19 protein-coding genes are annotated in these 18,237 nt (G+C 60.4%); 4 read left to right on the forward strand and 15 right to left on the reverse strand.

From position 1 onward, the window contains the following. Window positions 1–56 precede the first annotated feature (56 nt). Complete coding sequence (locus MTX19_RS27185; protein WP_280980142.1) at window positions 57–326, reverse strand: hypothetical protein; 270 nt, start codon at window positions 324–326, stop codon at window positions 57–59. A 135-nt stretch (window positions 327–461) separates the two neighbouring features. Beyond that, window positions 462–1,202, reverse strand: a complete 741-nt coding sequence (locus tag MTX19_RS27190; protein WP_280985554.1) for a Crp/Fnr family transcriptional regulator — start codon at window positions 1,200–1,202, stop codon at window positions 462–464. Between the two features lie 516 nt (window positions 1,203–1,718). Between MTX19_RS27190 and MTX19_RS27195 the strand changes: the two genes are divergently transcribed. After that, entirely contained in the window at window positions 1,719–1,916 is a 198-nt protein-coding gene (locus MTX19_RS27195; protein WP_280980144.1) for a hypothetical protein, read from the forward strand. A gap of 99 nt (window positions 1,917–2,015) precedes the next feature. Here MTX19_RS27195 and MTX19_RS27200 read toward each other — a convergent pair whose 3' ends face one another. From MTX19_RS27200 to MTX19_RS27220, 5 genes are read right to left on the reverse strand one after another with little or no spacing between them, the layout of a single operon-like run. After that, the gene (locus tag MTX19_RS27200; RefSeq protein WP_280980145.1) at window positions 2,016–2,855 is read right to left on the reverse strand and encodes a phosphodiesterase; all 840 of its coding nucleotides are present in this window, start codon (window positions 2,853–2,855) and stop codon (window positions 2,016–2,018) included. An 8-nt stretch (window positions 2,856–2,863) separates the two neighbouring features. Continuing rightward, a complete protein-coding gene (locus MTX19_RS27205) occupies window positions 2,864–3,922 on the reverse strand; it encodes an ABC transporter ATP-binding protein (RefSeq protein WP_280980146.1) in 1,059 nt (352 codons plus the stop codon). Next, window positions 3,919–4,704: an ABC transporter permease subunit gene (locus tag MTX19_RS27210; protein ID WP_280980147.1), complete on the reverse strand. Its 786-nt coding sequence runs from the start codon at window positions 4,702–4,704 to the stop codon at window positions 3,919–3,921. The genes MTX19_RS27205 and MTX19_RS27210 overlap by 4 nt, the downstream gene beginning before the upstream one ends. A 3-nt stretch (window positions 4,705–4,707) precedes the next feature. Further along, the gene (locus MTX19_RS27215) at window positions 4,708–5,523 is read right to left on the reverse strand and encodes an ABC transporter permease (RefSeq protein WP_280980148.1); all 816 of its coding nucleotides are present in this window, start codon (window positions 5,521–5,523) and stop codon (window positions 4,708–4,710) included. A 38-nt stretch (window positions 5,524–5,561) separates the two neighbouring features. Continuing rightward, on the reverse strand, window positions 5,562–6,569 hold the full coding sequence (locus tag MTX19_RS27220; protein WP_280980149.1) for an ABC transporter substrate-binding protein: 1,008 nt from the start codon (window positions 6,567–6,569) through the stop codon (window positions 5,562–5,564). Between the two features lie 424 nt (window positions 6,570–6,993). Between MTX19_RS27220 and MTX19_RS27225 the strand changes: the two genes are divergently transcribed. Continuing rightward, window positions 6,994–7,554, forward strand: a complete 561-nt coding sequence (locus MTX19_RS27225; RefSeq protein WP_280980150.1) for a zinc-binding dehydrogenase — start codon at window positions 6,994–6,996, stop codon at window positions 7,552–7,554. Between the two features lie 47 nt (window positions 7,555–7,601). On the opposite strand, the gene MTX19_RS27230 is transcribed toward MTX19_RS27225, so the two are convergent. Genes MTX19_RS27230 through MTX19_RS27265 form a run of 8 tightly spaced genes read right to left on the reverse strand, consistent with a single transcriptional unit; the run spans window position 7,602 to window position 16,075 of the window. Then, window positions 7,602–8,306, reverse strand: coding sequence for an ABC transporter ATP-binding protein (locus tag MTX19_RS27230; protein WP_280980151.1), 705 nt, complete (start codon window positions 8,304–8,306; stop codon window positions 7,602–7,604). A gap of 4 nt (window positions 8,307–8,310) precedes the next feature. Then, window positions 8,311–9,081 carry an ABC transporter ATP-binding protein gene (locus tag MTX19_RS27235; RefSeq protein ID WP_280984893.1) on the reverse strand — a complete coding sequence of 257 codons (771 nt, stop codon included), beginning with the start codon at window positions 9,079–9,081 and terminating at the stop codon, window positions 8,311–8,313. Next, window positions 9,078–10,064, reverse strand: a complete 987-nt coding sequence (locus tag MTX19_RS27240; RefSeq protein WP_280980152.1) for a branched-chain amino acid ABC transporter permease — start codon at window positions 10,062–10,064, stop codon at window positions 9,078–9,080. Before MTX19_RS27240 ends, MTX19_RS27235 begins: the two co-directional genes overlap by 4 nt. 7 nt (window positions 10,065–10,071) lie before the next feature. Beyond that, on the reverse strand, window positions 10,072–10,956 hold the full coding sequence (locus MTX19_RS27245) for a branched-chain amino acid ABC transporter permease (RefSeq protein WP_280980153.1): 885 nt from the start codon (window positions 10,954–10,956) through the stop codon (window positions 10,072–10,074). 52 nt (window positions 10,957–11,008) lie between these two features. After that, window positions 11,009–12,262, reverse strand: a complete 1,254-nt coding sequence (locus MTX19_RS27250; RefSeq protein ID WP_280980154.1) for an ABC transporter substrate-binding protein — start codon at window positions 12,260–12,262, stop codon at window positions 11,009–11,011. Window positions 12,263–12,321: 59 nt separating this feature from the next. Continuing rightward, on the reverse strand, window positions 12,322–14,715 hold the full coding sequence (locus MTX19_RS27255) for a xanthine dehydrogenase family protein molybdopterin-binding subunit (protein WP_280980155.1): 2,394 nt from the start codon (window positions 14,713–14,715) through the stop codon (window positions 12,322–12,324). Next, window positions 14,712–15,197, reverse strand: a complete 486-nt coding sequence (locus MTX19_RS27260; protein ID WP_280980156.1) for a (2Fe-2S)-binding protein — start codon at window positions 15,195–15,197, stop codon at window positions 14,712–14,714. The genes MTX19_RS27255 and MTX19_RS27260 overlap by 4 nt, the downstream gene beginning before the upstream one ends. Continuing rightward, complete coding sequence (locus MTX19_RS27265; RefSeq protein ID WP_280980157.1) at window positions 15,194–16,075, reverse strand: xanthine dehydrogenase family protein subunit M; 882 nt, start codon at window positions 16,073–16,075, stop codon at window positions 15,194–15,196. The genes MTX19_RS27260 and MTX19_RS27265 overlap by 4 nt, the downstream gene beginning before the upstream one ends. A gap of 173 nt (window positions 16,076–16,248) precedes the next feature. On the opposite strand from MTX19_RS27265, the gene MTX19_RS27270 reads away from it, so the two are divergent. Together MTX19_RS27270 and MTX19_RS27275 are read left to right on the forward strand one after the other, a co-directional pair. After that, complete coding sequence (locus tag MTX19_RS27270) at window positions 16,249–17,346, forward strand: LLM class flavin-dependent oxidoreductase (protein WP_280980158.1); 1,098 nt, start codon at window positions 16,249–16,251, stop codon at window positions 17,344–17,346. Window positions 17,347–17,361: 15 nt separating this feature from the next. Beyond that, a complete protein-coding gene (locus MTX19_RS27275; protein WP_280980159.1) occupies window positions 17,362–18,234 on the forward strand; it encodes a polysaccharide deacetylase family protein in 873 nt (290 codons plus the stop codon). Window positions 18,235–18,237 lie beyond the last annotated feature (3 nt).

Consider the following 18,237-nt stretch of genomic DNA (forward strand, 5'->3'; position numbering starts at 1 on the left):
CGGACCATCGGAAGGCCTGATGAACCTGCCATTCTCGCGACGACGGATTCCACCCGTCAATGAGCTTCCACCGTCCGGATCTCATTCCTCGGCTGAGCCATGTGCATCGGCGGCGGGATGTTGGGTAGCGTATCAGCGTCAACCGCGTCGAATCCGACAAACTCAGCTTGCGCCGCGTCCGAGATCCATTTGACTGTTGCCGGATGGCTGACCACCATTCCGATCAATGCAATGAAGACGAGCACGGGCAGAGCGACAAGCTTGATGCTGAAGCTCTGGTAATTGCTCTGCTGGTCCTGCCGCCGCCTGTCGAAAGAGCCGCGCATGGATCCCTCCACATTGCGATGTGCTCCCCGAAGCGTCACTTACCGCAACGCACGTGGAGCCAATGTGAATGGTTTCACAGGCAGACCGAGTTCACTCACTCGTGAGTTATCGCACTGGCCGCGTGGCTGAAGCGGCTATTCACCGTCGTTCGATCCGGCGTCGACCAGTTCCTGCAGTGCTCCTGGCTTCAGCACCACAATCGCACCATGTTCAAGCCTGACCCAACCGCGCGTCGCCCAGACACGGAGCTGCTTGTTGATGCTCTCACGCGTCATGCCGACCATCTCGCTGATCTCCTGCTGGGTGATCGAGATGGTCCGTCCCTGCGGCTCACGCTTGTGTTTGTCGCTCAGGCGCAGCAGCGCACTGGCGAGGCGGCCGGGCAGGTCTTGCAGGATGACCTGCTCGACCTGATCGCTGGTCCAACGCAATCTCGCGCAGAGCAATTCGATGAACTTCATCGCAAGCGACGGTTGGCTGCGCACGAACGGGATGAACTCCCGCCGATCGATGACAAACAGCTCGCAATTGGTGTTGGCAGTGGCGTCGGCCGTCCGCGACAACCCATCGAGCAGCGCGATCTCCCCGAATATCTCTCCAGCCTCGATCAGGTTCAGAATGGCGTTGCGACCGTCCGGCGATGAGATGCTGATCTTCACCGTGCCGGAGATCACGGCAATCAGGCTCGTGCCGGGATCGCCCTTGGAAAAAATCGTCGTGCCGCGCTTCAGCGTAATGTGCTTGGCGTATCGGCAAAGCTGGTCGAAGGCGTCGGGCTCGAGATCGGCGAAATAAGGATGCTTGCGCAGCACCGACAGCTTGCTGCTCGAAAACGGCGCAGCGGCATTTCTTTCTATGAGCGGCGCACCGGTCATTGTTATCCAAAGCGATTGGGTTGCGTACTATCGGCGCGCCACCAGAGCGGGCGCCGACAAAGCCATCGATCAATGAAAGTAAATGGAATTATAGCCCCGCCGGGGGCCTACAGCAACAAAAGGTCCACGCTGGAGCGCTCCGGATTGAAAAGCCGCTAAAGTACATTTTTCGAATAAATAGATGCTCAGATGCAACACTGTTAATTGCGCCGGATTTCGCGGGACTGAATAAGCGAGCCTCGCCTCTCGGCCACAATCTCGCCTGATGTAACCGGCTCAGCACGCAATCGTCGTTTAAGGACCTATCCGCACGCTGCATCGCAGATCGACTGCCTAAACCGCTGGTTTGCCCTGGTGCGGAGGATACCCCGGCAGCAGTCGCGCTCACCTGTCCCGGCTTGGCAATTCGCTTAACCAAGAACAGAGCCCCTGAGCGCCGTCCAGACAGTATCCGAGGCAGGCAACTCGCCATTCATCAACTTCGGCCAGTCTCCCCTCAAAAAGGGGAGTGCGAAAATGCCGCAGCTTTGGATGACCTATCAAGAGATTGCTGACTTGCTGGGCTGCGACACGGAGATGGCGCGTGTCACAACCATTCAACGCGCGCTCGACCGGAAGAGGAGCCGCGATGGACTGACCCGCACCAAGCTCGATTCCGAGCTGACGGCAAAGTTTGTTGCCGCGATCCGGAATGCGGAACTGACCCTAAACTAGGCGGTCCGCGATCTTCGCGACATGCATGAGGCGATGTCGCAGGCAGATCGGACCGCTATCGGGCGCTCTGCGGCCTCAGGTTGATCATCCCCAGCGACCTCAGAGCAGTTTGCCGTCAGGTCCAAAAAAGGGATGCGGGCCGTCGAACTGCCCAATTGGAACCTGGTGCGTGACCAAATGTCCGAAGCGCTCGCCTGGAAACCAGGTGTGGATGTGAAAAGCCGGTGGCTCCACCTTGAACGATGGCTCGCGGAGCTGTGCCAGGTCCAGGTCGACGGCGTGGTTCGGCGCCGGACATATCGTCGCGGGAATCCCGGCGAAGGTGGTCAGCATGGCACGATGAACGTGCCCACACGCGATCAGCCGCGCACGCGGGTGACACCTGACGATCCCTGCCAGTTCGTCGGCATTGAAGAGGTCTTGTCGGTCCATATGCCAGATGCCACCCTTGAATGGTGGATGATGCAGGAATATCAGCGCCGGTCTATCAGGCGTCGTCGCCAGCGTCGCGTCGAGCCATTGCAGTGTGGACGTCTCGAGCGAGCCGTGCGGCTTCCCGGGCACGCTTGAATCAAGCAGCAGGAGATCGAGGCCGTTTGCGTCGATCTTTTGGTCGAGCGGGCCGGCTGCATGAACGTACGGTGCAGCCGGGAATGCGGCCCGCACCAACTCACGGGAGTCGTGATTCCCGGGAATGCCGGCAAACGGAAGCCGGAGCGGCGCAAGCAATCGTTTAAGGTAGTCGTACTCCTCGACAGTCGGTGTATCCGCAAGATCACCCGATATGACCACGAAATCAGGCGCGGGCTCGAACGCGTTCAAGGCAGCCACGCACCGTTCGAGCGCCGTCGCGGTATCGACGCGGCCATAGGCCAGTGCGCCCGGAGGCTTGATATGAAGGTCGGATATCTGGGCGATGAGGACCGGCTTCGACGACATGGATCATCTCATTCCTTGGATGGCAGCAGGCGAAGGGCTTCGGGCGCGATCGAAAGTCCGATCCGATCACCAGCCTTGGCTTGAACTGTGTTGGGAGCGTCCACATTGAGCGGCTTGGTCGATGCGCCGCTCACGACGAGCCGCTGCCGGTCGCCGACGAAGCTGACGGAGTCAATGATGCCGGAGAGTAATCCAGCTCCGGCGTCCACCACACGGATGGTTTCAGGGCGGATCATGACGGCCGCATTCGTAGTCGCCGTTTCATCCCCTATCGGCAATCGCCCACCGGGCAGAACCAGTTCGCCTTTCTCCAGGCAAGCTTCAACGATGTTGGCTGCTCCGACAAACTCCGCCACGAAGCGGTCCTTCGGCTCGAAGTAGACCTCGCGCGGCGTCCCAATTTGGGCGATCGCACCTTTCCGCATCACCACGATGCGGTCACCCAATTCCATGGCTTCGGCCTGATCATGCGTGACATAGATCGTTGTGATCCCGAGCGCCCGCAACAGCCGATTGAGCTCGCCTCGCAGGCGATCGCGCAAGGCTGCGTCAAGTGCGGTCAACGGCTCGTCCAGCAGCAATATGCCCGGCCGGATTGCGACCGCACGAGCCAGCGCGACACGCTGACGTTGGCCGCCGGAAAGCTGATCGATGCGGCGGTTCTCCAACCCCGTGATGTTGGTCAGAGCCACCAGCTCGGCAACGCGCTTGGTGCGTTCTTCCCGGGCGACGCCGCGGATCTTCAAGCCGTAGGCGATATTGTCCGCGACCGTCATGTTGGGGAACAGGGCGTAGGATTGAAACACCATCCCGACATTGCGTCGCTCAATCGGGACAGACGTTACGTCCTTGCCGTCAAACAAGACTTTCCCGCCAGGATCCGGCAGCTCGAGGCCCGCGATGATGCGCAGCATCGTGGTCTTGCCGCAGCCGGAGGGCCCCAGTAGCACCAGCGTCTCGCCGCGCGCAATGTCAAGCGTTGCAGGATCAAGAGCGCGCGTGCCGTCAGTGAAGGTCTTGCCGCAGCTCTCAATACGCACCGACGCACCGTGTCCAGCCGCACTCATCGCTTGTAATCCCTGTCGGCCAGTAGTTGCATCGCAACCAGGAGCGGAATGATCATCACGAAGAAGATCAAGGTGTAGGCGGATGCCACTTCGAGCCGCATCGAGGCATAGCTGTCAGCAAGCCCGATCGGCAATGTCTTCGTCAGCGGCGTGTGCAACATCCAGGTCAGGTTGAATTCGCCGAGCGACAGCGTGACCACCATCAACGCACCGGCGAGAATTCCCGGCACGGCATTCGGGACGATCACATCGCGGAATCGCCGCCACGGCGATGCCCCCAGCGAAGCTGCCCCTTCATCCAGCGTCCTGATATCCAAGGTCGCAAACACCGCCATGACCGACCGCACCATGAACGGCATGGTGAAGATCACGTGTCCGACCAGGATGAACAGCCAGGAACGGCGGAACTCGCCAAAGCTGCCATAGGCCAGCAACAGCGCAAGTGCGATCGCCAGCCCCGGGATCGCGAGCGGAAGCGTAATGATTTCCTCGATGATCCGCGCCAGCCGACCTCCGCGCACATACAGCGCATAGGCAGCCGGAACGCCAACGAGCAGCGTCACCGCAAGCGTCGCAAACGCAATCACGAAGGAGAGCAGGATCGTACCGGCATAGAGCTCCCACACCTGCGCGACCCACTGCAGGGTCACGCCGGATTGGATCCCTCGAAAATAGTTGGCGGTCAGGCCTGCGGAAATGGACAGCGCTGCAGGCACGACCAAGAATGCGGCGACGAATGCCGTGAAGATCAACTGACTAGTGAAAATCAGGCGATCGCGCATGCCTCACCCGGCGGCCGCGACGGCGCTGCCACTGAACGAGCGGGCCAGCGCGAGGATGAGCCAGGTGATCAGACCTAGCCCCACTGAAAGCGCCGCCGACGTCGCAAAGTTAGCTGCCAACGTGAACTCCGTGTAGATCAGCATCGGCAGCACATCGATGTTCGTCGCCAGCGTGAAAGCCGTGCCGAACGCTCCCATCGCGGTCGCAAACGCGATCGCGCCGGAAGCGACGAAAGCCGGTGCCAGCGCGGGCAGCACGACATCCCGCTGGACCGCCCACGGGCTGGCGCCAAGCGAACGCGCGGCTTCTTCCAGACCGACATCCAGCTTCTGCACCGCCGCCATGATGGTGAGGATCACGCGCGGGATCGAGAAATAGAGATAGCCGAGAAAAAGTCCGTAGATCGAGTAGGCGAACACGAACTTTTCGCCGGCGATACGGCTGGAAAGATCACCTATCAGTCCCTGTCGCCCGGCCAGCAGAATGATCATGAAGCCGACGACGACGCCGGGAAACGCCAGCGGAAAGGTCAGCATCGCGATCAATACGGCGCGTCCGGGGAAGCGATGCCGCTGCAGGAACATTCCGGCAATCGTCGCGACGATCAGCGTGACAATCGTGGTCGCTGCCGCCAGGAGCACCGTATTGATCAGGGTTGCCCGATAGCGGCCTTCCGCAAGGATGGCAAGATATCCGGCGACACCGTGTGGGCCTTCCGCACCGGCGACCACCAACCGCGCCATCGGCAGCAGGAAGAATGCCGTCGTCACGACCGCAAGCGGCAACAGGCAGAACCAAACAAAGGACTTTTGCGACATCGTGAGAGCGGTACCCCAACAAGGGGCACCATATTGCCTCAGCGGACCTCGGCGAGATAGCGGTCGACGAAGGCTTTTTGCACGTTTTCCATCTCGCCCCAGTCCACGCTCTTGGCACGGGCATAGTCGCTGTCCGGGAGGAATTTACCCTTCACGGAGGCCGGCAGCTCGATCGGGCGGGCCGGACGCAGATAGGCATTGGTCCAGATCGCCTGCCCCTTGTCGGACAGCAGATAGTCCAACACCTTCTTGGCCTTCTCCTTGTCCGGCGCATTCTTCACGAGGCCGACGACATAGGGAAACACCACCGACCCCTCGCAGGGAATGACAAACTCGAAATTGCCCTTCTCCGAGTATTTCGCGCGGTAGGCGTTGAAATCATAGTCGAACAGGATCGGCATCTCGCCCGAGACGACCCGCGCATATGACGTCTGCTTGGGCACGATCGGATCGTTCTTGCGCAGTTCCTTGAAGAAGCGGATCGCCGGATCGAAATTGGTTGGCGAGCCGCCCAGCGCCAGATTCACTGCCACCGCACCGACATAGCCAACCGCCGCTGACGACGGATCGAGATAGCCGACCATGCCCTTGTAGTCGGGCTTCAACAGGTCTTTCCAGCAGGCCGGTACCGGCTTGCCGCCGAGCGCGTCCTTGTTCACGAACAGACCAAGCGTTCCGGAATGAATCGTGGTCCAGTAGCCGTCCGGATCCTTGAGGCCGGCGGGCACCTGATCCCAATGGGCCGGCTTGTAGGGCTCAAGCGCATCCTGCGCCTTGGCCTTCATGCCAAAGGTCACGCCGAAATAGCCGATATCGCCGACCGGATTGCTCTTCTCCGCCAGGATCTGCGCCAGCGCCTGGCCGGAATTCTTGTTGTCGTGGGGGATATCGTAGTTCAGATCAGCCTTGATCGCCTTCAGCATCGAAGCCCAGTCTGCCCATTCCGGTGGGCAGTTGTAGCAGATCACGTCCGCGGCCTTGGCGGATTGCCATGGCGCGATCAGCGTCAGCGCCAGCAAGGCAAGGACAAGGCGGACGGTCTTCATGGGAGGCTCCGGTCGGTCAGCAGTGCAATGAGGATTTCAACATCAATGGGGCGATCAAGTATAGGCCGCGCATGAAGGTTTTGCGACGTGCTTGCTGCCTTGCAGCAAACGCCGAACGCCGACCTGAACAATCCAGACGCTCGTGGCAAGGACCTAATCTTGGCTGGTCTGTCGACAGGAAGCGCCTATGTACCATCCTCCTGGCGTCAGGACATCGCCCGACCTTCCCGTTCCAGACGTGATGAAAGCCTGGATCCTCGGCGATCCCGACCAGGCGGATTTGCCGAATATGCCGTCAATCACATCAATACGCTTGCGCGCGTACCCGATACGATGAGCGATGCGGAGGCGACACTCGTGATGACGGCGGAGGCGTCAATGTACGGCTTGACGGACCTGGGGGATTGTTGCTGGCGAGAGCGTCGTGGTGATCGGGCCTGGCCCGATCGGACTGCTCGCGGTAGCGGTCGCCAAGGCGCTCGGGGCAAGGCCGGTGATCCTGACTGGGACACGCAACAAGCGACTGGCAATCGGTCAGGAACTCGGCGCCGATCGCGTCATCAACATCAACGATGAGGACCCGCTTGCGGTTGTGAAGCAGCCGACCGGCGGGAGCGGCGCGGACTACGTCGTCGAATGCGCCGGGACCGAAGCGACGCTCAATCAGGCTATTCGGATGACCCCTCGCGGCGGCAGAATCTGCCTTGCCGCCTTCCCGCATGAGGCCGCAACGCTGGACATTGCGCATCTCGTGCGGAACAACATCAACGCCTACGGCATCCGCGGCGAAGGTCCCAGTGCGACCCACCGCGCGATTGCGCTGATGGCAGCGAAGCGGCTCGACGCGACCAAGATTCACATGCATACGTTCCCGCTCGCCAACCGGCCGACGGCGCTCAGATATGCGCGGGATCGTGTGGATGACGCAATCAAGGTTGTCGTCACCAATCGAAAGCTTGAAGCGATCGCGAGCGCTGCAGAATAGAAGGCGCCTTAGCTAGGCGGCGATGATTCTGATTTTGGAGAGCCTCTCTAGACCGAGCAGTACCGCTCCTTGATCTCGTGATCGGCGAGCAGCTCCTGCGCCGATGCGTGGTGCACCACAGATCCCTGATCCAGCACATAGGCGCGATCGGCGATATCAAGCGCGAGTTCGACATTCTGCTCGACCAGCAGGACCGTCGTCCCCTGTTTCTTCATATCGCGAAACAGTGCAAACATCTCGTCGACCAGCACCGGCATGATGCCCTCTGAGGGCTCGTCAAGCATGATCAGGTCGGGCTTTGCGATCATCGCACGTGCGATCGCCAGCATTTGCTGCTCTCCGCCGGACATGGTGACGGCCTCCTGGTCCAGGCGCTCGGCCAGCCGCGGGAATACGCTCGCGATCTCGTCGATCAATTCGGCTTCCCGCCTCTTCTCTGGCGACGCGACCAAACCAAGCCGCAAATTCTCCCGCACTGACAATCCCTGCACGATCCGCCGCTCTTCAGGTACATAGGCCAGCCCCAACGCGAAACGCACGTGTGCCGGTTGTCGCAGCAGTTCCTGGCCTTTGAAAATCACCGAGCCGCGCGTGCGATCCATCAGACCGATGATCGATTTCAACGTAGTGGTTTTGCCGGCGCCATTGCGGCCGATCAGACAGACGATCTCGCCCCTGGCAACCTCCAGACTGACGTCCTGCAGGGCATGACTAGCTCCATACCAGGCATTGAGCTTGCTGATCTGCAACATAGCGTCAATGTTCCCGTTGGCCGAGATAGACGCGCTTCACTGCTTCGTTTTGCCGGACCTCCTGTGGCGTTCCCTCGGCCAGAAGTTCTCCATGATGCAGCACCAGAATGCGATCGCTGATCCCCAACACCAGCTTCATCTTGTGCTCGACGAGGATCACCGTCCGCTCGCTTGCGAGCTTCATGATCAGATCCATCATGGTGCGGGTTTCTTCCGGGCTCATGCCCGCGGTCGGCTCATCCAATAACAGCAGGCGGGGCTGACTGGCCAGCGCCATGCCGATCTCAAGCGCACGCTGCTCGCCGTGTGCAAGCGTCTTGGCTGCGCGCTCCCGAGACTCCCACAGCCCGACGAGCGCCAGCAACTCGTCCGCCCGCTCGACCAGCTCGCTTAAGCGAGCGCGCGGGCGCCAGATATCGTATCTCGACACCAGAGCCTGCAGGCCGACCCGGATGTTCTCGCGTGTCGTGAGCTGCGGGAACACGCTGGTGATCTGAAACGACTTTGCGATCCCCATATGGGCAAAGCGATGCTGCGGCAGTCCGGTGACGTCCCTGCCCTCGAACTCGATGCTGCCTCGCGTCGGAGGGAAGCCGCCGCAGAGCAGGTTGAAATAGGTGCTCTTCCCTGCGCCGTTCGGACCGATGATCGACGTGATCGCGCCCTTGGCGAACTCGGCCGAGATATTGTTCAACGCGACAAATTTCCCGAACGTCTTGCCGACCCCCCTGGTGCGGAGAATGATCTCTCTCGCTGGCGTTGCCGCGGCAATCATCGCCTGCCCCGCGCGATCAGCGTTCCCCAGATCCCTGCCGGGAAGAACAGCACGCATGCAATGAAAATGGCGCCCACGATCAGCTGCCAGTGAACGGTCCACACCGAGACCAGGTTCTCCAGGACAAGGAAAACGGCCGCCCCGATCATCGGCCCGAAAAATGTCCCCATGCCACCCAGCAAGGCGATCATCACCACCAGACCTGAGGTCTCGTAGTGCAGGATTTCGATCGGGACGATCGATAGGTGAAGAGCCTGCAACGCGCCTGCAAGGCCACAGAAGCCGCCTGACAGAACGAAGGTCAGCAATCGGGTCAATATGACGTCATAGCCTGATGCGCGAGCACGCATCTCGTTCTCCCGCACCGCCTCGATGACGGCCCCAAATGGAGAGGCGAGGATGCGTGACATGACGAAAAACGCAGCGATCACAAAAGCTGCAATGACGTAGTAGCGAACAATCGGCTCAAGGAAATCGATCTGCAGGCCGAACAGATCGATCGTACGGATGTTGATGCCGCGCAGGCCGTTCTCGCCGCCGGTCCAATCAACCGCCTGATAGAACAGGTAGTAGACGCATTGCGACAATGCCATCGTCACCATGGCGAAGTAAATGCCGCGCGTTCGGATCGCGATCACGCCGATCAACAGCGCGATCAACAGGCCGCCAAAGACACCGGCTGCGATGGCCGCATACCACGGCCAGGCGAAGTGCACGATGGCAATGCCGCAAAGATAGGCTCCGGTCCCGAGCAGCGCGGCATGGCCAAAGGACAGCAGCCCCAGATATCCGAACACGAGGTTGAATCCGAGGGCATACAGCCCGTAGATCAGGATGTTCACCGCCAGGGCCGTGAACGGCATCACCAGCGGGAAAATCAGGATCGCCAGCGCTGCGATACCGGCGCGATGCTTCGTGGCGAACTCGTACCAGCCGGCCGCCGCGCCCGGAGATTGCCTGATGGATTCGGTGGCTTCGCTCATGCCTGGCTCAACTCAGCAATCCGGCGCGACCAAAGAAGCCTTGGGGTCGAACGATCAGGACGATTGCCATCAAGGCAAAGATCGACACCTTGGCCATTTCAGGGGCAAACAGCGATGTCATGCTGACGACTACCCCAACCAGGAGACCTGCCAGCACCGCGCCGCCGATCGAGCCCATGCCGCCCACCACTGTGACGACAAAGGCCTCGGCCAGGATGGTGCCGCCCATCTCGGGAATGACGCCTTGAAGCGGGGCTGCCAACAAACCTGCGAAGCCAGCAATCGCCGTTCCGATCCCGAAGACGATCAGCCACACCCGTGATACGTCGACCCCAAGGACGCGGACGATCTGCGGATCGCGCGCCCCAGCCCGGATGATAAGCCCGAAGCTGGTCTTCTCGAGAAATAGCCAGAGAGCCAACAGAACGGCAGCCGTCGCGCCAATCACGAACAGGCGGTACAGCGGGAAGTATCCGACGCCGATATTGACGGCACCCTGCAGAACCTCGGGCGTATCGAAAGGATAGCCGGTCTTGCCAAAAGCAATCCGCACGCATTCGACCATCACGTAGCTCAGCCCGAAGGTCAGCAGGAGCGGATAGTCGATGCCGCGCCCATAAAGCGGCCGGATCAGCACACGCTCGACCGCCATGCCGAACAGCCCGATCAGGAGCGGTACGGCTACCAGGCAGAGCCAGAAGTTACCGCCGAGTGAGATCAAATAGAGCCCGACATAGGCGCCCACCATGTAGAACGCGCCATGGGCGAAGTTGACGACCGTCAACATCCCGAAGATCAACGATAGTCCGATCGCAAACAGCACATAGATCGCGCCGAGTGCCAGCCCGGCGAACAATTGCAGCGCAATCAGGTCAAAGCTCAGGCCTGCCATCGATCACCTCAAGGTGACGCGCACCAGCGATGGCGCGCGCCGTCTCGCCAGCTCAGCTCTTGTGGCCGAGCGCTTCGCAGCTACGCAGGTTCTTCTCGCTGGGCTCTTCGGTCGATAGAACCTCGAATACATCGGACTCGTTCTTCATGTCCTTGGATTTCGATTTGATGACGAGTACCGACTGTACCGACTGGTGATCGCACTTGCGGTAGTATTGCGGTCCCTTGTAGTAGTCGTACTTCAGGGCCTCCAATGCCGTGATCACCTTGTCGGTCTCAACCGTGCCTGCGATTTTGACGGCCTCGAGCACAGTCCGAACACCGCCATAGCCCAGCGCACCATAGTCCGTGGGCAGCTTGCCGTCGTACATCTTGCGGAATGCGTCGTTGAACGCCTTGGTCGAAGCAAACTTGTCTTCGATACCCCAGTAGAATGAACAACCGCCAACGACGCCGTCAAAGGCCTGGGCGCCGGCCGCGACGCGACTGGCGTGCGAGAGTAGCGGCGCAATGATCTGGATCGACTTCTTGACGCCAAAGTCGGTGGCCTGCTTGAGCACGATCTGCTGATCCCGTCCGAAATTGCTGATGCACAGAATATCGGGCTTCAGCGCCTGCAAACGTGGTAGCAGGATGGAGAAGTCGGTCGTTCCCAGGGGATGACGGATGTCCCCGAGATTCTCGATATTGAACTCCTTGCCAACTTCGAGGAAGCCGCGAACCATCTCGTGACCATAGGCATAATCCGCAGTCAGGAACGCCACCTTCTTGCCGAACTTGGGGAAGGCGTAGCGACCAACCGCTCCTGACGTCATGTGCGGATTCAAGGCCTCATGGAATGTGTACTTGCTGAAGTCAGCCGCTTCATTGATGGCATCCGACTGGCTGATCGAATTGAAGATGATGCCGCGTTCTTTGGTAACATTGTTGATCGCAAGCTGAACGGCCGCAGAGAGACTGCCGACCACGAAATTGACCTTCTCCTTCTCGACCAGTTCCAACGTCCGCGTCGCGGCCTCTCCGGGGTTGAGCTTGTCGTCGCGGACGACAAGCTCGGCCTTGCGGCCATTAAGACCGCCGGCATCATTGAACTGAGCCACCGCCAGCTGTCCCGCACGCACCTGGTCCTGCGCCTCGGCGCCATATGGCCCGGTCAAAGGAACAGGGAAGCCGATCTTGATCGTCGCTTCCTCTGCCTGAAGCAGATTAATACGAAAGGGCGATGCGGCGAGAACGGCCCCAGCGCTCGCGGTCGTCAGCAACCGGCGGCGCGATACCGCCCCACCTTCAGTGACCTTCTTCGTCATGACTATTCCTCCCCAAGAATTGTCTAATTGCCTTATTTAGACTTGCTTACGTCTCCGCTTCAGATTCGTCCCAGAGCGGTCAGGATAACCTGAGGCGTGAGCGGAATCTCGGTAATTGTAGCGCCGAAGGGCCGCAGCGCGTCGTTAACTGCATTGGCGACCGCAGCTGCCGCGCCGGCCGTACCGGCCTCACCTGCTCCCTTGGCTCCTAACTCGGATTCCAGTGTCGGCGAGACCACGTGAGCGACCTCGATATCGGGCATCTCTCCGGACATTGGAACCAGGTAATCCGCCATATTGGCGTTGATGAGCTGGCCGCGCTCGTCATAGATGCACTTCTCAAACAACGCGGCGCCAAGCCCCTGCACCACCCCGCCCCGGATCTGCTCGTCGACCAATTGCGGGTTGATGATCGTACCGCAATCCTCGACCACCCAATGCTTCAGCAGCTTGACGAATCCAGTGTCGGTGTCGACCTCGAGCCACGAGGCCTGGACACCGTTGGTGAACGCAAATGGATACTGGCGCGGGACAAAGTGGCGGGTCGCCATCAATTCCGGCTGGATACCCGGCGGGAGCGTATCCGGCCGGAAATAGACGATCCTCGCGAGTTCATTGAGCTCAATCCGCGGCACACCGTCGCTTGTGTTCACAACGTGGTTGTCGACGATATCGAGCGCGGCTGGATTCGATTGCAGGATGGCCGCGGCGACATCCACGATGTTGCTGCGCAGGATCTTGGCGGCCTGCAGCGCGGCTTCACCGCCGATTCCAGCGCCGCGAGAGGCCCATGTGCCGCCGCCATACGGCGTGTTGTCCGTGTCGCCGAGGATCACGCGGACTCGTTCCATTGAAACGCCAAGCACACTGCCTACGATCTGGGCGGTAAGCGATTCAGAACCCTGTCCCTGTTCGGTGATGCTGGTTTGGCAGATCACCGAACCTTGTGCGTCCATACGAACCGCAACGCCATCCTGCGAGGAGATCTTCGCGCCACCGACGCCATAAAAGGCGGCGCTCGGGTTGGTCACCTCGATGAAGCTTGCGATGCCGATCCCCCGATGAATGTTCCGCTTGCGCAAGGCCGCCTGCTCTGTTCGTAGAGCATCATACCTCATCATCTGGAGCAGCTTCGCCAGCGAGGCGTGATGCGACAGCTGCTCGAACTTCATGCCCGAGGGCGACGCGCAGGGATAGGCGTTGTCAGCAATCAGGTTGCGGCGGCGGATTTCGACCGGGTCCATGCCGATCTTTGCAGCTGCCAAATCGACCAAACCTTCGGTCACCGAACAGGCGATCGGGTGTCCAACCGCCCGGTACTGGCACATGACGTTCTTGTTTTGGAAGACGACGCGGGCCCGTGCCCGATAGTTCTGGGTGATATACGGCCCGCCGACCAGATTGACCACCTGATTGGCTTCGATCGCACTGGTCCGTGGATACATCGAATAGGGACCGATCCCCGTCAGGTCGTCGATCTCGAACGCGGTGATCGTACCGTCCTGCCTGACGCCGACCCGGCCCTTGCAGCGGTGGTCACGGGCATGAATGTCAGTGTTGAAGCTTTCGATGCGGTCGGCGACGAACTTGACGGGGCGCCGTAAGAGCTTGGACAGTGCATAGGTCGCCATCTCATCGGCATAGATGTGCACCTTGATGCCGAACGAGCCCCCGACATCATTGCAGACCACGCGGACCTGCGCGTCCTTTAGACCAAGATGCAGCGCCGCGATATTCTGCACCATGTGAGGCGCCTGCGTGCCCTGGTAGATCGTAAGTCGCGCCTCGGCCGCATTCCAGTCGGCCACAACTGCCCGCGGTTCCAGCGTCACACCGGTATGACGACCAAAGACGAAATCTGCCTCGACCACCGCATCGGATTCGGAGAATGCGTGATCGACGTCGCCCGCACTGTGTATCCGCTCAAAGGCGAGGTTATCGCCGAGCGAAGGGTGAATGACCGGCGTCGATGGATCGAGCGCCGTTCGCATATCGGTGACGGCCTCGAGCTCTTCGTAATCGACGGCCACCTTCTCCATGGCATCTTCAGCAGCCGCACGATTGGTCGCCACAATCGCCGCAACTGCCTCGCCCTGCCAGCAGACCCGGTCAATCGCGATCGCGTACTGCGGCGCCGACTTCAATCCCTTCAAATGGGAGAGCACGCCGACCCAGGGCGTGATGACGGCCTCAAGTTCGCGGCCTGTGACGACAGAGATCACGCCCGGCATGCGCTTCGCGATGTCGGCATTGATCGCCACGATCTTGGCGTGGGCGTATGGCGACCGCAGAAACACCACGTGCGCCATGCGCGGCAATTCGAGATCGCTGACATATTGACCACGTCCTTGCAGCAGCCTGTCAAGGTTCGGCCGCGGCACCGTCTTGCCGATATAGGAATTCGGGCGATCAAGCACCGAGAGCGGATCAACTGCTGCACGGGTTACAGTCATGTGGATCGTTCCGCACGCGCCCTCGCCGTTGCCTCCACGGCGTCCACAATGGCCTGATAGCCGGTGCAGCGACAATAGTTGCCGGACAGATGATCACGGATTGCTCCGCGATCAGGCGCCGAAGTATGCTTCAGCAAATCTTGCGCCGTGATCAGCATTCCCGGCGTGCAATAGCCGCACTGCAGCGCGTTGCGCTCGCGAAATGCCGCCTGGAGATCGGCAATCTCGCCACTGTCGGACAACCCCTCGATCGTCTCGACCGATGAGCCCTGCGCTTGCACAGCCAGTATCAGACACGAGCGAACAATCTCGCCGTTGACGCGGACCGTGCAGGCGCCACAGACCCCATGTTCGCAACCGACATGCGTGCCTGTCAGTTTCAGATTGTCGCGGAGAAAATCGGCAAGGTTGAGCCGTGGCAGCACGATCGCCTCGACCGGGTCGCCGTTGACGAGAAGCGAAACCGGGACCGGCGCAGTCACTCGGCCACTCCCACATCCAGTTCGGGGCGCGAGAGCAGTGTCGCCACGCAACGTCGGAGCAAGACCCCTGCGAGGTGCCGACGCATGGCCGCAGACGCCAGCTGATCTTCCTGGGGATCGAGCTCGTCTGTCAGCGCCGCCACGGCTTCGGCAACCGTGACAGGAGTGATGGACACATTGATCAGCCTGCGAGCGGCCACAGCGAGCAAGGGTCGATCGCCGACTGCAAAGAACCCTAGTTGGAGATCCGCGAAGGTGCCGCTCTTGACGACAGACCGAGCGGCGAGACCTGCGATGGCGTAATCTCCATGCCGTCGGGCAAACTCCTGGAAGAAGAAGGTCGAGCCTTCACCGGCAACCGGCAGTTCGACCGCAACGAGCAATTCCTCTGATGACAACGCCGTTTCGTAGATCCCCCTGAAAAACTCACCTGCAGCGATCCGGCGCTCGCCCCCGGCGCTGCGAACGACAATTGTCGCGTCAAGGGTGACGGCGCAAGCCGGCAGCTCCGACGCTGGATCGGCATGCGCGAGGCTTCCGCCAAGCGTTCCGCGATTGCGAATTGCAGGATGGGCGACATGCGCAACAGCATCCCGCAGCAACGGCGCGTGCACCGCAACTTCGCCGGACCTGAGCAGGTCAACGTGACGGGTGAGTGCACCAATGACCAGGATGTCTTTCTTCAGGGTGAAGCCACCCAACTCGTGAAGGCCGCCGATATCAACCACAATATCTGGAGATACGAGCCGCAGATTCATCGCCGGCATCAGGCTTTGACCACCCGACAACACCTTCGCCCGATCGCCATGCGCGGCCAGCAGCTCCAGCGCGTTCGCGACGCTGGTCGCGCGGGCATAGGCGAAAGCCGCGGCTTTCATGTGGGCGTGGCCTCCCGGGCCTATTTCTGGCTTTGCCGGATTAGAGGGCCGCCTCATTTAAAGGTCAAGCTTGTTTATCGGGTGATTATTTGTCCCATTGGGACTTGTCTTCGCTGAACGGAGGACGCAGGTTCCTGACCGATAAAAAGAGCCGGCCGCGGGAGCAAAAGATCATGAAGCTCGGGTTCTTTACGATGCCGATCCATCCGCTCGAGAAGGATTGGCGGCAGTCGCTCCTGGAGGATCGTGAGGCCTTCCTGCTCGCAGACGAGCTCGGCTTCTGTGAGGCCTATGTCGGCGACCATGTCACCGACAAGGCCGAGAATATCACCTCCAGCATCGCCTTCATCGCCTGGATCGCGGCCGCCACCAGGCAGATCAAGCTCGGGACCGGCACGATCAACATGCCGAACGCCCATCCGGCGGCGATCGCGGCGTCTGTCGCGATGCTTGACCATATGCTCGATGGCCGCTTCATTCTCGGAATTAGCCCCGGCGGCCTGCTCTCCGATGCAGAGGTGTTCGGCAATCTCGATGCGGATCGCAATGCAATGTTCCTCGAGGCAATCAATCAGGTTCTTGCTATCTGGGCCGGCAAACCGCCCTATGATTTGCAAGGCAAGTACTGGAGCATCTCAGTCAAAAAGACTCTGATCGAGGACATCGGCCAGGGATTTATAGCTCGTCCCCTACAGACGCCCCACCCGCCGATCGTCGTGACCGCCGTCGCTCCATTCTCAAAGGGTGTGACCGAGGCTGCGGCGCGCGGCTGGGACCCGATCTCGGCAAACTTCCTGATGCCAGCCTGGGTGAAGAGCCATTGGCCCAAATATGTCGAAGGCTGCGAACGGGTGAATCGGGTGGCAGACGCCGCCAATTGGCGGGTCGCCAAGAGCGTGTTCGTCGCAAAGGACGCATCAATCGCAAAGGCTTACGCCACCGACGCAAACGGCCCCTATGCGTACTATTATCATCAGCTGTTCACGAAGCTGAAGCGCAGCGGTCGCCTCGAGCTGTTCAAGACGCGACGGGACCAACCGGACACAGAGGTGACACTGCAGTCGATCTGCGACAAACTCATCATCTACGGCACGCCCGAAAGCGTTGCCGATCAACTGCTCGCGTTCCAGGACGAAGTCGGCTCCTTCGGGACCCTGCTTTACGCCGGCAAGGACTGGAAGGACCGCGACCTCGGCCGCCAATCGATGATCCTGATGGCTGAGAAGGTCCTGCCGCGGATCAACGCCGGCGCCGCCGGATCGTCGAACTGATCAAGGAGTTCCGACGTGGCTTTCACTGATCGTATCCCCTATCAGGCTCAGGTCGACCGACCAAAACTCACCTTGCCGGCCGGCAAGAAGCTCGCGGTATGGGTCATCCTCAATGTCGAAGAGTGGCGCATCGAGCACGCGATGCCACGCACCGCGCTTAGCCCGCCGATGGGCCAACCCTTGTTACCCGACGTGCCGAACTGGTCGTGGCACGAATACGGCATGCGCGCCGGTTTCTGGCGACAGTTCAAGGCGCTCACAGAGAGAAAGATACCCGTAACGCTGGCCCTGAACGCCAACGTCTGCAATACCTATCCGCGCGTGGCGTCAGCAGCGCTCGAGGCAGGTTTCGAGTTCATGGGACATGGATTCACCCAGGGACCAATGCACAAGCTCGAGAACCAGGCGGATGCGATCAAGCGATCCGTCGACACCATCGCGGCGTTTACCGGGAAGTCGCCGCGATCGTGGGAAAGTCCTGGCCTGACCGAAACCGAGGAAACGCTCGATCTCTTGCGCCTCAACGGGATCGAATATGTTGCCGATTGGGTGATTGACGATCTTCCCCAGGACATCGCCACGCCGCACGGCACCGTGACCACGATTCCTTATTCGGTCGAGACCAACGACATCGTCATTCACGCACTGCAACATCTTCCGTCCGAACAGTTCTTGACGCGCTGCACCGACCAGTTTGATCGGCTCTATCTTGAAGGTGCGGAGAATGCGCGGATCATGGCCATCTCGGTGCACCCTTACATCACGGGGGTGCCGCATCGAATCAAGTACCTAGAGGCGTTGCTCGACTACATGATCAGCCATGACGGCGTCGCGTTGATGACGGCGAGCGAGATTGGAGATTGGTATCGCGCCGAGATGGCGAAGTAGTAC

Source organism: Bradyrhizobium sp. ISRA464, from assembly GCF_029910095.1.
Classification (GTDB): Bacteria; Pseudomonadota; Alphaproteobacteria; order Rhizobiales; family Xanthobacteraceae; genus Bradyrhizobium.

What these genes read in the sequence shown, in the direction of transcription:
- MTX19_RS27185 (WP_280980142.1), bottom strand. Translation starts at nt 326, where the DNA reads ATGCGCGGCTCTTTCGACAGGCGGCGGCAGGACCAGCAGAGCAATTAC.
- MTX19_RS27190 (WP_280985554.1), bottom strand. Translation starts at nt 1,202, where the DNA reads ATGACCGGTGCGCCGCTCATAGAAAGAAATGCCGCTGCGCCGTTTTCG.
- MTX19_RS27195 (WP_280980144.1), top strand. Translation starts at nt 1,719, where the DNA reads ATGCCGCAGCTTTGGATGACCTATCAAGAGATTGCTGACTTGCTGGGC.
- MTX19_RS27200 (WP_280980145.1), bottom strand. Translation starts at nt 2,855, where the DNA reads ATGTCGTCGAAGCCGGTCCTCATCGCCCAGATATCCGACCTTCATATC.
- MTX19_RS27205 (WP_280980146.1), bottom strand. Translation starts at nt 3,922, where the DNA reads ATGAGTGCGGCTGGACACGGTGCGTCGGTGCGTATTGAGAGCTGCGGC.
- MTX19_RS27210 (WP_280980147.1), bottom strand. Translation starts at nt 4,704, where the DNA reads ATGCGCGATCGCCTGATTTTCACTAGTCAGTTGATCTTCACGGCATTC.
- MTX19_RS27215 (WP_280980148.1), bottom strand. Translation starts at nt 5,523, where the DNA reads ATGTCGCAAAAGTCCTTTGTTTGGTTCTGCCTGTTGCCGCTTGCGGTC.
- MTX19_RS27220 (WP_280980149.1), bottom strand. Translation starts at nt 6,569, where the DNA reads ATGAAGACCGTCCGCCTTGTCCTTGCCTTGCTGGCGCTGACGCTGATC.
- MTX19_RS27230 (WP_280980151.1), bottom strand. Translation starts at nt 8,306, where the DNA reads ATGTTGCAGATCAGCAAGCTCAATGCCTGGTATGGAGCTAGTCATGCC.
- MTX19_RS27235 (WP_280984893.1), bottom strand. Translation starts at nt 9,081, where the DNA reads ATGATTGCCGCGGCAACGCCAGCGAGAGAGATCATTCTCCGCACCAGG.
- MTX19_RS27240 (WP_280980152.1), bottom strand. Translation starts at nt 10,064, where the DNA reads ATGAGCGAAGCCACCGAATCCATCAGGCAATCTCCGGGCGCGGCGGCC.
- MTX19_RS27245 (WP_280980153.1), bottom strand. Translation starts at nt 10,956, where the DNA reads ATGGCAGGCCTGAGCTTTGACCTGATTGCGCTGCAATTGTTCGCCGGG.
- MTX19_RS27250 (WP_280980154.1), bottom strand. Translation starts at nt 12,262, where the DNA reads ATGACGAAGAAGGTCACTGAAGGTGGGGCGGTATCGCGCCGCCGGTTG.
- MTX19_RS27255 (WP_280980155.1), bottom strand. Translation starts at nt 14,715, where the DNA reads ATGACTGTAACCCGTGCAGCAGTTGATCCGCTCTCGGTGCTTGATCGC.
- MTX19_RS27265 (WP_280980157.1), bottom strand. Translation starts at nt 16,075, where the DNA reads ATGAAAGCCGCGGCTTTCGCCTATGCCCGCGCGACCAGCGTCGCGAAC.
- MTX19_RS27270 (WP_280980158.1), top strand. Translation starts at nt 16,249, where the DNA reads ATGAAGCTCGGGTTCTTTACGATGCCGATCCATCCGCTCGAGAAGGAT.